The 15,479-nt window shown below is 51.6% G+C and carries 14 protein-coding genes; 6 read left to right on the top strand and 8 right to left on the bottom strand.

What is annotated here, in order from left to right; genetic code table 11:
- The first annotated feature begins 59 nt into the window (after nucleotides 1-59).
- Nucleotides 60-797 (top strand): 8-amino-3,8-dideoxy-manno-octulosonate cytidylyltransferase KdsB, encoded by a 738-nt coding sequence (gene kdsB / locus WKR14_RS09720; protein ID WP_039035453.1) that lies wholly within the window; start codon nucleotides 60-62, stop codon nucleotides 795-797.
- Between the two features lie 21 nt (nucleotides 798-818).
- Entirely contained in the window at nucleotides 819-1,037 is a 219-nt protein-coding gene (locus WKR14_RS09715; RefSeq protein ID WP_101054568.1) for a DUF2897 family protein, read from the top strand.
- Between the two features lie 73 nt (nucleotides 1,038-1,110).
- Here the strand turns inward: WKR14_RS09715 and WKR14_RS09710 are convergent, their stop codons facing one another.
- The 5 genes from WKR14_RS09710 to zwf all read right to left on the bottom strand — a co-directional run bounded on the left by WKR14_RS09710 (nucleotide 1,111) and on the right by zwf (nucleotide 6,708).
- Nucleotides 1,111-1,527: a hypothetical protein gene (locus WKR14_RS09710; RefSeq protein ID WP_224866330.1), complete on the bottom strand. Its 417-nt coding sequence runs from the start codon at nucleotides 1,525-1,527 to the stop codon at nucleotides 1,111-1,113.
- Nucleotides 1,528-2,024: 497 nt separating this feature from the next.
- Nucleotides 2,025-2,666 (bottom strand): bifunctional 4-hydroxy-2-oxoglutarate aldolase/2-dehydro-3-deoxy-phosphogluconate aldolase, encoded by a 642-nt coding sequence (locus WKR14_RS09705; protein WP_165565154.1) that lies wholly within the window; start codon nucleotides 2,664-2,666, stop codon nucleotides 2,025-2,027.
- A gap of 19 nt (nucleotides 2,667-2,685) precedes the next feature.
- Entirely contained in the window at nucleotides 2,686-4,512 is a 1,827-nt protein-coding gene (gene edd, locus WKR14_RS09700; RefSeq protein WP_339087680.1) for a phosphogluconate dehydratase, read from the bottom strand.
- 9 nt (nucleotides 4,513-4,521) lie between these two features.
- Nucleotides 4,522-5,226 carry a 6-phosphogluconolactonase gene (gene pgl / locus WKR14_RS09695; protein WP_101054347.1) on the bottom strand — a complete coding sequence of 235 codons (705 nt, stop codon included), beginning with the start codon at nucleotides 5,224-5,226 and terminating at the stop codon, nucleotides 4,522-4,524.
- A gap of 9 nt (nucleotides 5,227-5,235) precedes the next feature.
- Nucleotides 5,236-6,708 (bottom strand): glucose-6-phosphate dehydrogenase, encoded by a 1,473-nt coding sequence (gene zwf, locus WKR14_RS09690; RefSeq protein WP_339087679.1) that lies wholly within the window; start codon nucleotides 6,706-6,708, stop codon nucleotides 5,236-5,238.
- Nucleotides 6,709-7,023: 315 nt separating this feature from the next.
- Between zwf and WKR14_RS09685 the strand changes: the two genes are divergently transcribed.
- The 3 genes from WKR14_RS09685 to WKR14_RS09675 all read left to right on the top strand — a co-directional run bounded on the left by WKR14_RS09685 (nucleotide 7,024) and on the right by WKR14_RS09675 (nucleotide 10,968).
- A complete protein-coding gene (locus WKR14_RS09685) occupies nucleotides 7,024-7,878 on the top strand; it encodes a MurR/RpiR family transcriptional regulator (protein ID WP_028781506.1) in 855 nt (284 codons plus the stop codon).
- 186 nt (nucleotides 7,879-8,064) lie between these two features.
- Nucleotides 8,065-9,504 (top strand): pyruvate kinase, encoded by a 1,440-nt coding sequence (gene pyk, locus WKR14_RS09680; RefSeq protein ID WP_101054350.1) that lies wholly within the window; start codon nucleotides 8,065-8,067, stop codon nucleotides 9,502-9,504.
- A gap of 138 nt (nucleotides 9,505-9,642) precedes the next feature.
- Nucleotides 9,643-10,968, top strand: coding sequence for an IS4 family transposase (locus tag WKR14_RS09675; protein WP_117200635.1), 1,326 nt, complete (start codon nucleotides 9,643-9,645; stop codon nucleotides 10,966-10,968).
- A gap of 140 nt (nucleotides 10,969-11,108) precedes the next feature.
- Here WKR14_RS09675 and WKR14_RS09670 read toward each other — a convergent pair whose 3' ends face one another.
- The 3 genes from WKR14_RS09670 to smrA form a co-directional block, all read right to left on the bottom strand.
- A complete protein-coding gene (locus WKR14_RS09670) occupies nucleotides 11,109-13,385 on the bottom strand; it encodes an acyl-CoA dehydrogenase (RefSeq protein WP_165565156.1) in 2,277 nt (758 codons plus the stop codon).
- 10 nt (nucleotides 13,386-13,395) lie between these two features.
- Complete coding sequence (locus tag WKR14_RS09665) at nucleotides 13,396-14,043, bottom strand: TetR/AcrR family transcriptional regulator (protein ID WP_101054355.1); 648 nt, start codon at nucleotides 14,041-14,043, stop codon at nucleotides 13,396-13,398.
- Nucleotides 14,044-14,154: 111 nt separating this feature from the next.
- Nucleotides 14,155-14,745: a DNA endonuclease SmrA gene (gene smrA, locus WKR14_RS09660; RefSeq protein WP_101054358.1), complete on the bottom strand. Its 591-nt coding sequence runs from the start codon at nucleotides 14,743-14,745 to the stop codon at nucleotides 14,155-14,157.
- A gap of 115 nt (nucleotides 14,746-14,860) precedes the next feature.
- Between smrA and WKR14_RS09655 the strand changes: the two genes are divergently transcribed.
- Nucleotides 14,861-15,463, top strand: a complete 603-nt coding sequence (locus tag WKR14_RS09655) for a YybH family protein (RefSeq protein WP_101054361.1) — start codon at nucleotides 14,861-14,863, stop codon at nucleotides 15,461-15,463.
- Nucleotides 15,464-15,479: the final 16 nt, after the last annotated feature.

Genomic DNA, 15,479 nt, shown 5'->3' with positions numbered 1-15,479 from the left:
TGACTGCTATGATTAGGGCTCTTTATGAGCCCTTTCTTCTTGAATACTAGGAAAATTGAATGAAAGTCACCCTGTTGATCCCTGCACGCTATGGTTCCAGCCGCTTTCCCGGCAAACCTCTGGCACCGATTAACGGTAAACCTATGATCCAGCACGTTTATGAGCGCGCCGGACTGGCCAAAGGGTTGGATAACATCTATGTGGCAACCGATGATGTACGCATCAAGGACGCTGTAGAGGCCTTTGGCGGCAATGTTGTGATGACCGGCGCCGAAGCGGCCTCCGGCACCGACAGGATTAACGATGCCATCACCCAATTGGGGTTGGCGGATGACGATCTGGTAGTCAACCTGCAAGGGGATCAACCCCTGATCGATCCCATCTCCATAGAGCAGATCATCAGTCTGTTCCAGCGTCATCCCGGTGAGTTTGAAATGGCCACCCTCGGCTACCAAATCACCGAAGAGGATGAATTGGACGATCCCAAGCATGTGAAGATGGTCTTTGACAACGAATTCTATGCGCTTTATTTCTCCCGCGCCCGGATCCCATTTGGGCGTGATATCAACGACTACCCCGTCTATAAGCATCTTGGGGTGTATGCCTACACCCGCCGTTTTGTCGAAACCTTTGCCAAGCTGCCTTTGGGCAGACTGGAAGATCTGGAAAAACTGGAGCAACTGCGGGCCCTGGAATATGGTCACAAGATCAAGGTCGCCATCAGCGCTTTTGACTCGCCTGAGGTAGATACACCTGAAGATATCCGCCGCTGTGAACAGCGTCTGGCCGTAGACTGAAGCAGGTAGCGGGAGATGGAAATGTCATCTTTGGAAGTCTGGTTGATCATCATTTTAGTGATAGGCGTTATTGCCAGTAACCTGGCGGTGCTCAAGTACAGTGCCAAGTTTAAAATGCCGCAATTTGGCCAGCACAGTAAAGACAAGCAAATAAAGCGTAAGGGTGAAGCCGCTGGCAACACGGATAAAACCCTGAGCTCCCAGACTGATGGAAAACATCAGGATAAAAACAAAGACTGACACAAAAAAGGCGCCATTGGCGCCTTTTCCATATCCATCTCTACTTAAACCTAAGCTTGAGCAAGACTTAGGTTCAATAAAACTGTACATCGGAAACCCGGGTCAACCGGACACCATCAACCACCATCTGCCAGTCGCTTCCGACCCTGTGTGGCGGCTCTGATACTTCAAAACGACTGGAGAGAAAACCTATCCCCACTTCAAAGTCGTTACCGTCAAACTTTTGGATACCACCACTTATCGAGGTGCTGCTGTTGCCATCATAGCGCTGATACTCTACAGAGCCGTCGTGCTGAATAAGCAGATACATGTCAGCACTCTGCCACTCACCGGCATATTCTGCCTTGTCCAGTGGCAAGGGCTGACCGCAGCCGCCAAGGAGCCAAGCAAAAGCCAACACCAGCAAATATCTGAGCCTGGAAGATAACTCTCTTAAATTACTGACTTTTGACAGGCTAACAGAGTACGGAATTACCGCTGAGCCATACATGACAAGACTCCTTTTATCAGATCCGGAATAGATTAGTGACGAAAACCGCTGGCGAAAAAGGTATTTCCACAGACAGGGCAAGACATTCTAATAGGCAGGGGCTGTAATCCAAGCAAAATCATAGTGCCAAACCCGAGCGGCACTGTTAGCCAGTTGGCAATAAAACCGAAATCGATGCAGGCCTCAGCGATACGACCATTTGCGCTCTGATATGAACATGTCGGACATTGACAGGCATTGTAATGCTTGATGATGCGCTCGAATCTCATAAAAGGCTCCTCCCTGAATCATACAGCTTATTCATCGACAACTATTACGGCAGCAATAGAACAGCCCAATAAAAACCAATAACTTACTCTTTTCAAACCAAGCTACCCTAAAGCCAATAACAGTGCAAGCCAGCCTAAAGGACTAAAATTGTTGATTTTGTTGCCAATAAAAACACCGGAGCAAAGAAAAGGCTACCTCGGGTAGCCTTATTCATTCTGGTTAAATGCTCACAGCGCCGCGATGGCTTCCTGGCATAGTCTGGTGATCCTGGCCCAGTCGCCCTGCTCCATCGCTTCTACCGGAGCTATCCAACTGCCACCGATACAATCGACATTCCCCAGCGCCAGGTAGTCTTTATAGCTGCTCGGAGTGATCCCGCCAGTTGGGCAGAAACGGACATCGGCCAGCGGGCCGCTGAAGGCTTTGAGCGCATTGACCCCGCCAGAAGCCTCGGCCGGGAAGAACTTGAAGTGGGTATAGCCCAGACCCAGCCCCACCATGACTTCGGAGATACTGGCCACCCCCGGAATAAGTGGGATCTTACCGGCTTTACCCGCCTTGAGCAGTTCCACTGTCGCCCCTGGGGTGATGGCAAACTGAGCGCCGGCCTCTGCAGCCTGCGCCAATTGCGCTTCATTCAGTATGGTGCCGGCGCCGACCAAGGCTTCCGGCACCTCGGTTGCAATCCGTGCTATGGCCTCAAGGGCACAATCGGTGCGCAAGGTCACTTCCAGTACCCGAATGCCACCGGCAACCAGCGCCTTGGCCAGGGGCACCGCATGTTCAATCTTGTTGATAACCATTACCGGAATGATCGGGCTCAGTTTAAATATGTCCTGAGGTTGCAAGGACCAGTTATTCTCAAGCATGTACTTTATTCCTTAATGATTAGTAATAGTCATCTATGGCACTGGTACTGCGAGCACCGGTTTCAGGACTGCTGAGATTGGCCCGCAGCGCACTGAACAGCTCACGACCCATGCCGTAACGCACACTTCTCAATTCCACTTTATCGGCACTTCTTGCGGACAGTTGCTGCTCATCGACAAGCAGACTGAGTTCGCCCTTTTCGGCATCGACCCGCACCAAATCACCGCTGTGCACCTTGGCTATCATACCGCCATCGAGCGCTTCCGGCGTCAGATGGATGGCCGCAGGCACCTTGCCTGAGGCTCCTGACATACGGCCATCGGTCACCAGGGCAACTTTAAAGCCCCTGTCCTGCAAGGTCCCGAGAATAGGCGTCAGCTTATGCAGCTCAGGCATACCGTTGGCCTTGGGACCTTGCCCCTTGACCACCACCACGCAGTCCTTATCCAGTTGACCACTGGTAAAAAGCTCATTGAGCTGATTCTGATCGTCGATAACCACAGCCGGAGCTTCCACCACTCTATGTTGCTCCTGAACCGCAGAAACCTTAATAACCGCCCGGCCCAGATTGCCCTTTAGCAGTTTAAGACCGCCGTTGCTCTGAAACGGCTTGGCCACTGAGGTCAGCACTTCGCTGTCCAGACTCTCGGTCGGGCCATCCACCCAACTGAGCTCGCCATTAAGTAACTTGGGCTCCTTGGTGTAACGCTCAAGACCAAAGCCAGCCACTGTGTTGACGTCTTGATGTAGTAAACCAGCATCCAGCAACTGCCGAACCAGATAAGCCATCCCCCCGGCAGCATGAAAATGGTTGATGTCGGCATGACCGTTGGGATATACCCTGGCCAGCAGCGGCACCACATCCGACAGTTCAGAGAAATCGTCCCAGTTGACTATGATGCCTGCCGCCCGGGCCGCCGCCACTATGTGCATGGTGAGATTGGTCGAGCCACCGGTGGCGAGCAGAGCCACTATGCCGTTGACTATCGACTTTTCACAAACCAGTTCACCTATCGGGCTGTATTGGTTGCCAAGTTCAGTCAGACGGCACACCTGTTTGGCGGCCGCCTTATTGAGCGCCTCACGCAAAGGGTCGTCCGGATTGACAAATGAGGAGCCGGGTAACTGCAGCCCCATGACTTCCAGCATCAACTGGTTGCTGTTGGCCGTACCGTAGAAGGTACAGGTACCCGCGCTGTGGTAGGACTTGGATTCGGCTTCGAGCAAGGCGGTTCTATCGACCTTACCTTCGGCAAACTGCTGGCGAATACGGGCTTTTTCCTTATTGGGGATCCCGGATTTCATCGGTCCCGCCGGCACAAACAACATGGGTAGATGACCAAAGCTCAGGGCGCCAATCAGTAGCCCAGGGACTATCTTGTCACAAATACCCAGCAGCAGGGCACCATCAAACATATTGTGGGACAGACCAACAGCGGTAGCCATGGCAATCACTTCACGGCTCAGCAAGCTGAGCTCCATCCCAGGTTGGCCTTGGGTGACACCGTCACACATGGCCGGTACACCGCCTGCCACCTGGGCAACGCTGCCCACTTCATTGCAGGCCTGTTTCAATAATTCAGGATAGTGTTCGTAAGGTTGGTGCGCCGAAAGCATGTCATTGAATGCTGTCACTATGCCTATATTAACCTTGGTCAGCTGGCGCAGGCTGTCTTTATCGGCCGGCTGACATGCAGCAAACCCATGGGCCAGATTGCCGCAGCTCAAGCTGCTGCGGTGCACGCCCTTGGCTCTGGCTTCGGCCAATGCCGCCAGGTACTTACCCCTGTGATCTTGGCTGCGGGCAATAATCCTGTCTGTTACGGCTTGAACTCTTGGGTGCATCTTGCCTCCTTAAGCGCTCCAGAACACATCGACCGGGGTCTTATGCTGCGCCAACACGGCGCGGATCGGCATTTCCCTGGGATCGTCACTCTCGAGAGCTTGGTGATATACGGAAAGTTTGGTTTCGCCGACCAGATGCAGATAAATCTGGCGGCTGCCGAGCACGGCTTTACGGCTCAGGCTGATCCTGGCGTGAGGCGCATTGCCCGGATGCACAGCGCACAGCAGTGCATCGGTTTCCAGCGCCTCGGTCAGTTGTTCTTCAGGGGCGCAGGGAAACCAAGAGCAGGTATGGCCATCATTACCCATTCCCAACACCACCACATCGAAAGGCCTCGGGAAGTTGGCCAACTGCTCTGTGGCCATACTCAAGCCCGCTTCAGGAGTGGCAAACATATTCTTCAGGCCGCGGAACTTGGCGCTGGCGGCGCGATTTTGCAGTAGATGCTCGCGCACCAGGCGCTCGTTGGAGTCCTTGTCTTCGGCATCCACCCAGCGCTCGTCGGCGAGCGTTATGTAAACATCGCTCCAGTCGATCATTTTATGGCTGAGCTCAGCAAACAGTTTCAGCGGCGTCGAGCCACCGGAAACCACCAGACTGGCCTTGCCGCGGTTATCTATCGCGTTTTGCAACGCGCCGGCAATACGTTCGGCCAACTGGGCCTCCAGCGCAGTGGGGTTGTCGAAAGACTTGAATACAGTTTCTTTAATCATGCTGTCTCCTTATTCATCCCAGGAGCGACCGTCTTTGGTGATCAAGGCCACTGAGGCCACAGGCCCCCAGGTACCGGCAGGATAAGGCTTGGGTTTTTCGTTGCTCATCTCCCAGGACTGAATAATGCCATCGACCCAAGTCCAAGCCTGCTCCACTTCGTCGCGGCGTACAAACAATGCCTGATTACCCAGCATAGCTTCAAGCAACAAACGTTCATAAGCATCGGCGATACGTTCGTTCTTGAAGGTGTCGGAGAAGCTCAAATCCAGCTTGGTGGTTTGCAGTCGCTGTTTCTGCTCAAGCCCGGGCACCTTATTCATCATCTGGATCTCCACCCCTTCATGCGGTTGCAAACGTATGGTCAACTTATTGGGCGGCAGATTGCGATGGCTTGAACGATACAGGTTATGGGGTGGATTCTTGAAATAGATGACAATTTCAGAACTCTTGAACGGCATACGTTTACCGCTGCGCAGATAGAAAGGCACCCCGGCCCAGCGCCAATTGTCGATATCGACACGCAAGGCGACAAAGGTTTCTGTGTTGGAATCCACGTTGGCGCCCTCTTCCTCCAGATAACCGGGAACCGGCGATCCTTTGAGGAACCCGGCCGAATACTGGCCGCGCACAGTGTTTTCAAATACATTGTCCTGATTGATGGGACGCAGCGACTTGAGCACCTTCACCTTCTCATCACGAATGCTATCGGCATCCAGATTCACCGGAGGATCCATGGCAATCAAGGTCAGCACCTGCAATAAGTGGTTCTGGATCATGTCGCGCATCTGGCCGGCTTTGTCGAAATAACCCCAGCGTCCTTCAATACCCACCTCTTCGGCCACAGTGATCTGTACATGATCTATGGTGCGGTTATCCCACTTGGAGGCAAACAGTGAGTTGGCAAAACGCAAAGCAATCAAGTTCTGTACTGTTTCTTTACCCAGATAGTGGTCGATACGATAGACCTGACTCTCACTGAAGTAGGCAGAAACCTGGTCATTGATCACTCTGGATGACTGCAGATCTGAGCCTATGGGCTTTTCCAGCACCACCCGGGTATCGGGATGGATCAGTTGTTGTTCATGCAGGCAACGGCAGATATCACCGAAAATAGCCGGAGGCGTAGCAAAATAGTTGACCATCACCCGCTTGGCAGGTTCGAGCAGTTGGTGGAAGGCTTTGTATCCTTCAGATTCGGTAAAGTTGGTACCGACATAATGACAACGTTCGAGGAAGCGGGAAAGCGTGGTGTCGCACAGGGGTTCTTTAACAAAGGTGCTCAGAGCCGTTTTAACCAGTGCGCGAAAATCTTCGGCAGAGAATTCATCTTTGGCAACACCTATGACCTTGGTGTCCCGATTGAGCAGACCGGCCTTATCCAGCTGGTAGAGCGAAGGCAACAATTTGCGCCTTGCCAAGTCGCCCTTGGTACCAAAGAGTACAAAATCACAAGCTTTGGCCTCTGATGTTGTTTTGCCCATTGCTTAATGCTCTCCTTTTGTCGGTGGTGGTTCCACTATGCGATGAAGAATTCCACACTTTTGTTGTAATATAACAACAGTATTTATTAAATGCATCTATAATTTGCAAATAAAGCCTTGAGGCCAGTCTAGGCAGGTTTGGCAATAATCTGGTATGCTTTTCCTGCTTAAAACCTTCTTATCTCGGAAGTTAGCCTGTTTTCATTCCGGTATATACAGGACTTACGTCAAGATTGGTTTGCACCCTACTTTGTAGTGCTCAGGCCTCAAAGAAATAATAAAATTACATAATTTCAACCCAGCGGACGTACGCGTATGAATACCCTAGAAAAGGTTCAAAAAAACCTCCCCCATTTCAGCAAGTCAGAACGCAAAGTAGCCGAAGTTATCCTGGCATCACCCCAGACAGCTATTCATTCAAGCATAGCAACTCTGGCCAAGATGGCGGATGTCAGCGAGCCTACAGTCAACCGCTTCTGTCGTCGTTTGGATACCAAAGGTTTCCCGGATTTTAAATTACATCTGGCCCAAAGTCTCGCAAATGGTACCCCTTACGTCAGTCGTCACGTTGAGGAAGATGATACACCCGAGTCTTACACCACCAAGATCTTCGAATCTTCCATGGCTTCTCTGGATACTGCACGCCAGAGCATAGATACCACGGCCATCAACAAGGCGGTAGACATACTGACTCAAGCGAAAAAGATCTCTTTCTTCGGTCTTGGCGCCTCTGCCTCAGTGGCACACGATGCCCAGAACAAGTTCTTCCGCTTTAATGTACCGGTTTTATGTTTCGATGATGTGTTGATGCAACGCATGAGCTGTATCAATAGTGATGAAGGCGATGTAGTGGTGCTGATTTCCCACACAGGCCGCACCAAGTCTTTGATCGATATAGCAAGATTGGCCAGAGAAAACGGCGCTGCCGTGATAGGTATTACCGCGCGTCACTCGCCGCTGTCGCAGGAATGTACCCTGCCGGTTACCATGGAAGTGCCGGAGGACACAGATATGTACCTGCCTATGGCCTCTCGTTTGGCTCAGTTGGTGATTATTGATGTGCTGGCGACCGGGTTTACCCTGCGCCGGGGCCCACGCTTCAGGGAAAGTCTCAAGCGGGTCAAGGAAGTTTTGAAGGAATCCCGCATAGATAAGAGCGAACCACTGTAATCCCCTTTCCCGTAAGCACCTGGGCAGTTACCAAAATTGGCAACTGCCCAAGCCCCGCCTAAAATTAGCCGTAACTCACAAAAATAAAACTTTGAGTTAGATCATTTTGTCTGTAAGTTTCCTACATATCGAGCCGATGTCTGTTAATATAGCGTAAGATTTTTTAAAACTTAAACGGAGTATATTATGTTCCGCAGAACCAAGATCGTTACCACGCTGGGCCCAGCCACAGATCGTGATGATAACCTGCGTCGTATCATAGCAGCAGGTGCCAACGTTGTTCGCCTCAACTTCTCCCACGGTTCCCCAGAAGATCACCTAAAACGCGCCAGCCAAGCCCGCAGCATTGCGAAAGAGCTTGGTGTACACGTTGCCATCCTCGGCGATCTCCAGGGTCCGAAAATCCGTGTTTCCACCTTCAAGGACAATAAGAAAGTCCAACTCAAGCTTGGCCAGCCATTCATTCTGGATGCCGAGCTGGGTAAAGGCGAAGGCGACGAAACCCAGGTGGGTATCGATTACAAGGAACTGCCGGACGATGTGGTTGTCGGTGATATCCTGATGCTGGACGATGGCCGGGTACAACTGAAAGTCGAAAAGGTAGAAGGCCGTAAGGTACATACCAGCGTGACTGTTGCCGGTCCCCTGTCCAACAACAAGGGGATCAACAAGAAAGGCGGTGGTCTGTCTGCTGCTGCACTGACAGATAAAGACAAGCAGGACATCATCACTGCGGCACAAATTCAGGTGGACTACCTGGCCGTTTCCTTCCCCCGCAGCGGTGCCGATCTTAACTATGCCCGCGAACTGGCGCAAAAGGCCGGCAGCAACGCCCTGATAGTATCCAAGGTAGAGCGTGCCGAAGCCGTAGCTTCCGATGAAGCGATGGACGATGTAATCCTCGCCTCCGATGCCGTCATGGTTGCCCGCGGCGATCTGGGGGTAGAAATCGGCGATCCGGCTCTGGTGGCCGTGCAGAAAAAACTGATCAGCCGCTCGCGTCAGCTCAATAAGGTGGTGATCACCGCAACCCAGATGATGGAGTCTATGATCAGCAGCCCTATGCCGACCCGCGCCGAAGTCATGGACGTGGCCAACGCCGTACTCGACGGTACAGACGCCGTAATGCTTTCGGCCGAGACCGCCGCCGGGGATTATCCTGAAGAAACGGTTCAGGCCATGGCCAGGGTTTGTCTTGGCGCCGAAGCGCATCCCAGTGTGCGGGTATCCAAGCACCGTCTGGATGAAAGCTTCAGCTCCATAGAAGAAACCATAGCGCTGTCTACCATGTATGCTGCCAACCATTTGCAGGGTGTCAAGGCGATTATCGCCCTGACAGAATCCGGGGCGACGCCCAAGTTGATGTCACGGATAAGCTCAGCGCTGCCTATCTTCGCCCTCGCCCGTCATCAGCCCACTTTGGCCAAGATGGCGCTCTATCGGGGTGTCTATCCGGTTGAGTTTGACTCTACCGTTTATGCCGCCGATGAACTGGCGAAAAAGGCCCTTGAAAGCCTCAAGGCCAAGGGATACCTGGAGAGTGGTGACATGGTGCTCATGACCAAGGGTGATGCCATGGAAACCGTAGGTGGCACCAATACCTGCAAGGTGTTGATCGTCGCCTAATGGCTTGCCAATAGCGCTAAGCTGATAACAAAACAGAAAAGGTACGCCGAGGCGTAATGCCGATCAGTTAAGACAGATCGCTTGACGATCTCACTGAAAGGATCAAAATCCGATGACCCCATGTCATCGGATTTTTTTATGCAACTTTCAGAAGCTTTGGCGCGTACTCATATCAATCGTCTTACCGAATTCACCTGTCTGGCCGATGTGCTTGAGCCTGAGTTAATTCAGTCGTGCCTTGATTCACATGGTGTTGCCAGTTTAAGGCGACGTAAGTTACCTATGGATGCCATGATTTGGGCGGTGATTGGTATGGCTCTGTTCAGAGGCGAGTCCGTCCGTTCACTCATCAATAAGCTTGATATCGTCTTACCTCAAGAGGTGGATTACGTTGCTCGCAGTGCTGTCACGCAAGCGCGCAAACGGCTGGGCTCTGATGTTGTTCGGGATGTGTTTAAGCGAAGTGCCAAGACCTGGCATGAAAGAGCAGAGCATCCTCATTGGTGTGGGCTTAACCTCTATGGGGTCGATGGTGTCGTGTGGCGAACACCTGATAGCGAGCAAAACAATCAGGCCTTTGCCAAAACTGCCAACGCTTCTGGTGATGCAGCCTATCCGCAAATTCGCATGGTTTGCATGATGGAGCTAAGCAGCCACTTGGTATTGAACAGTGCCTTTGATTCTGTTGCTGTCAGTGAAATGAATTTAGCCGCCGAATTGATATCAAGCATCCCCAATAACAGCCTGACGCTGTTTGACAGAGGCTTTTATTCGTTGGGACTTTTGCACGCCTGGCAACAGGCTCAACCTAACAGTCACTGGCTGCTGCCGTTGAAGAAAGGGACACAATATGAAGTGGTACGCTCTTTAGGAAAACACGACCAACTGGTGCGGTTAACCACCACGCCTCAAGCCAGAAAGAAGTGGCCTATGCTGCCTGACAATATTGAAGCTCGCTTACTGACGAAGACGATAAAAGGTAAGTCGGTTTCCATTTTGACGTCATTAACGGACCCATTGCGTTATCCGGGGGCAGAGATAGCGGATTTATATGCCCATCGATGGGAGATAGAAGTGGGCTATCGGGAGATGAAGCAGCATCTTCTGGAGAGTCGCTTTACGTTACGCAGTCAATTGCCAGAGCTGGTTATCCAAGAATTGTGGGGAGTACTGTTGGCCTATAACCTCATCAGATACAAGATGGTGTTGATGGCTAAAAGCTTACCGTCGTTACATCCGAACCAATTAAGCTTTAGAGATGCGTCGAGTTATATCATTTTTAAACTGACTCAGCTGTCATCTCAAACGCCTGGGAATGTCCCGAGAGATGTCTTGGACATAGTGCGTAATGCGAGGCAGTTCAAGCTTGATGGGAAACGGGATAGAGCCTATCCACGTGCGTTAAAAATGAGTAAAAACAAGTATCCCATTAAGCCTAAGAAAAATGCCGTTCACACTAAGTGAACGGCATTAACGCCGAGGCGTACCTTTTTTATTTCTGCTGCTTTTGTTCTGTTTCAGGCTTGGTGATTTTGTTTACATCAGAGCTAAGCCCACCTGGGACAGGCTTACCAAACTGAAATTCAGATACCAATCAATCTCAATTACAGCGTTTCAAAATCATCGACATTGATTGCCGCCAACCTTAGCTTATCGGCCTCAAGCAACTGCTCATACTCGGCTTTACTGATAACCTCAGCATCCAATGCCGCCTGATACAGAGATAAAGGCGCCAGTTTGGCAGGCAAACGGCCATCTTTTTGTGCCTTTCTCAGTTTGCCGTGCAGTTCACGGCACTGATATTGAGCCTTGAATGCTGCTTCCACTTCGGCAATACCACTGGTGTCGCCGTCAAACTCAGGACAGAGGAAGGTCAGCCTGTCACGGGCCGGACCCGGTTTAAGCATGCTCTTGACCAGCTCAATGGACTGACTGTCTTTCGGGCCGTTGAAGTGGTTCCCCAGTGGGAATACCAGCACACGCATGACCCAGGCAACCGGACGGTTGGGGAAGTTGGCTATCGCCTGCTCAAGCGCCTTGGCAGCCAGTTGCAATCGGGTATCCATCACATGTTTGACTATCGGCAGGTCGTCAAACTGGCGGCCATTGTCTTCAAACAGTTTCAATGTGGCCGAGCCCAGATACAGCTGACTGAGAACGTCACCGAGTCTGGCTGAAATCATCTCCTTGCGCTTGAGATCGCCGCCCAAGATAAGCATCGATAAGTCGGTCACCAGCGCCAGCGCCTTGGACAGACGGGCCATCTGCTTGTAATAGTCGCGGGTATCGCCACTCACGGGTGAGCGCTCAAAATAGCTACGGCTGAGGGCGTTACCCAAAGAGCCGAAGGCGTTACGCAGCGCATAACCAATGTGGCCCATCAGCAAGGAGTCGAAACGCTCCAGCGCTTCACTGTTGTCTTCCATGCCGGCAGCTTCCATCTCGGCCAGTACATAAGGATGACAGCGGGTCGCGCCCTGACCGAAGATCATCAAACTACGGGTCAGGATGTTGGCCCCTTCCACTGTGATGGAGATTGGGTTGGCCATATAGCCATGAGCCAGATAATTTTTTGGCCCCATCTGAATACCCTTGCCGGACTGAATATCCATGGCATCGTTCATCACCTGACGGCCAAGCTCTGTCATGTGATATTTGGCAATCGCGGTCACCACAGATGGCTTAACCTTGAGATCTATGCCTGTGGTTGTCAGACGACGAGCCGCTTCCAGCTGATAGGTGTTGGCAATGATCCTTGCCAGCGCTTCCTGAACCCCTTCAAACTGACCTATGGCCATGCCGAACTGCTTACGCACATAGCTGTAAGCGGTTGTAGTCTTGGTCGCCATATGCCCTGATGCCGTCGCCAGCGCAGGCAGTGAAATACCACGCCCGGCAGAGAGGCACTCCACCAGCATACGCCAGCCGCGGCCGGCGTATTGTGGGCCACCTATGATCCAATCCAGCGGAATAAACACCTCTTCCCCTTGAGTGGTACCATTCATAAAGGCCATATTGAGCGGGTTGTGACGACGACCAATTTTCACGCCGGGATGATCGGTTGGGATCAGGGCGCAGGTGATCCCCAAGTTAACCTTGTCACCCAACAGCCCGTCTGGGTCACGCATCTGAAATGCCAGCCCCAGCACAGTGGCCACTGGAGCCAGAGTGATGTAACGCTTGTTCCAGCTCAGCTTCAGCCCCAGAGTTTCCTCGCCTTCGAACTCACCGCGGCAGACTATCCCTTCATCGGGAATGGCACCGGCATCCGAGCCGGCTTCGGGGCCAGTCAGGGCAAAACAAGGGATCTCTTCACCTTTGGCCAAGGCCGGCAACCAATGCTCTTTCTGCTCCTTGGTACCATAATGAGTCAGCAGCTCACCCGGACCGAGTGAGTTGGGTACCATCACAGTCACAGCGGCGCTGACACTGCGGCTCGCCAACTTACTGACTATGGTGGAGTTGGCATAGGCAGAAAACTCACGGCCACCGTATTTTTTCGGGATGATCAGCGCGAAGAAGCCTTCTTTCTTGAAGTACTCCCACAGCTCGGGCGGTAAGTCCTTGCGGTTGTTGACTATGTCATAGTCATCAATCATTTTTAGCGCCGTCATCACCTGATGGTCGATAAAATCTTTCTCATCGGCACTCAGCGCCGGTTTACCATAGGCATGCAGGCTTTCCCAGTTGGGTTTCCCACGAAACAGCTCGGCTTCCCACCACACATCACCGGCCTCCATCGCTTCGCGCTCTGTATCCGAAAGCGGTGGTAGCACCTTGCGAAAGAAGGCCAATACCGGCCGGGTCACAAACTGCAGGCGTATATTGCGCACAAAGAACAGCGCTATCAGGGCAACTATTATTAAGAGGATAATACTCATAACCAGACCTTTATTCTGCTTGAGAAACCAACGGCACAGCCACACCGGCAGCCATGTAAGGGATCACCTTGCGGATCACTGCCTCTATATCATTATGTTCACCAAAGTCGGCTTCGGCTATCTCGTTGAGCGCATCGGCCGAGGCCATGGTGAAAACTATGGTTCCCAGGGTAAAGTGCAAGCGCCAGAACATTTCTGCCGGTGGAATGTGAGGTGCACTGCCAGACACAGCCTGAACAAACTGATCCAGATGCTTGCCATAATGAGTGGTAATAAACCAGCGCAAGTGCCCCTGACTTTCGATATAGCCACGACCAAGCAGTTGCAGAAAAATACTGGTTCCTTCGTTGCGAACTTTGTTAAGTTCCAGCAACGGCCCCACCAAAGAGGAGAAAATAGCATCCAAAGAGGCCTGTTTATCCCGGCCGATAAGCTCATTAATGGCGTTTGACGCCGACGGCATAAAAACATCCAGGTAACGTGCCAAAACCGCCCGGATGAGCTCTTTTTTTGAACCAAAATGGTAGTTTACAGATGCAAGATTCACTTCTGCTTTGCTGGTGATAAGCCTGAGGGAGGTTTCTGAAAACCCCCGCTCGGCAAACAGCTTCTCCGCGGCATCGAGAATTCTTGTCTTGGTATCAGATCGACTTGCCATTCCGTGACCTTAGTTAATTTAAAACACTCGTTTAAATTAAACATTGGTTACACTTATGTCAAACGAAATCTCGGCTACGGTCAAGGCAGATAATCTGCCGCCACAGACAGCTCAGCGAAAGCCCGCTCCTTTGTGGTTGGTCTCGCGGGATTCAAGCCGTTTCGCTGCTGATTTAGGCAACATCACATAGAGGGCGCCATAGCCGCCATGTTCGCGCTGAGCGCTGTGAAACGCTTGCACTTCATCTATCTGCGACAACCAGAAGTTGACACAGGACTTGATAAGCCCAGGAAACGGCTTACGATTCTGCCCTTTGCCATGTATCACCAGCACGCAGCGGTGGCCCAAAGCCACTTGAGCCTGAATGAAACCGAGCAGATAATCTCTGGCCTGTCGCACCGACATGGCATGAATATCCAGCTCGGCGGCTATCTTGTATTTGCCGAGACGTAAATTCTTGAATACCGCCTCCTGGATCCCCTGCTGCTTGTAACTGAGCATATCATCGGGTTTCACTCTGGGGATCAGCGCTAAATCCAAGGTCAGACGCTGCAGATACTCATGGGCTTCGGCGGCGGCTTTGCGTGCCTGTTTTGACTCACTGGAAAGAGGTTTCGCTCTGGTCACTGCCTGAGGTTGCTGTTTGAGCGGCACCACATCGGCCATTTCTTGCATAAAAAGTGTCAGATCATCTGCTTTCATGATGCGACTCCTCCAACTTATGACGTGGTTTACACACTTTGTAAAGAAATCAATCTTCTGTTACCAAAGGGCTTCTATTATAGTGAGGTCAGATGAGCCTGCTTAGATGATTTTAATGAAATTCTTAACCCTATTGCTCGTTTGCCTGATTTCTGTGCTTCAGCCCCTCAAGGCTACCGAATTACAGGATAAAGACCAAGCAGCCCTTAATCGTGTCTATGTCATGTTCAACCGGGCATTTAAAGAACTTAACTCCGCCCCTCTGGAAAACATATACGCCGAGGATGCCACTTATATTCCTGAACAGCAAAGCCTTGCCATAGTTCAGGGACGTGAAAACGTACTCAAACTGTATCAAAAGTTCTTTGACCGCATCCGCCATAAACAAGCCAGAATAGATGTAGATTTTCGGGTCGTTCAACGTCAGACGCACGGCAAGAGCGCCACCGACATAGGCTATTACCTGGTGCGTTTTCACCCGCCGAAAGACACAGAAGAACCCATGAGCGAGTTTGCCGGTAAAATCGTTATAGTCAGCCACAAAGATAAAAAAGGTAACTGGTTGGTGGATGTTGATACCAGCAACCGCGCCGAGCCTGAGCATTATTTCAACGCTAAACCCCAACCTAACCTGTATTATGGCGAGCAATTTGCCCCTGTGCCCCCTGCCAGCGATCTCCCATCCAATGTTGAAATTGAAATAGTTCATGCCAAGTAATTGGCAGTACTTGAGC

It is taken from the genome of Shewanella chilikensis (assembly GCF_037953065.1).
GTDB lineage: Bacteria > Pseudomonadota > Gammaproteobacteria > Enterobacterales > Shewanellaceae > Shewanella > Shewanella chilikensis.
Note: the sequence above shows the minus strand (reverse complement) of the source record. Positions and strands in the feature narration are given on the sequence as shown.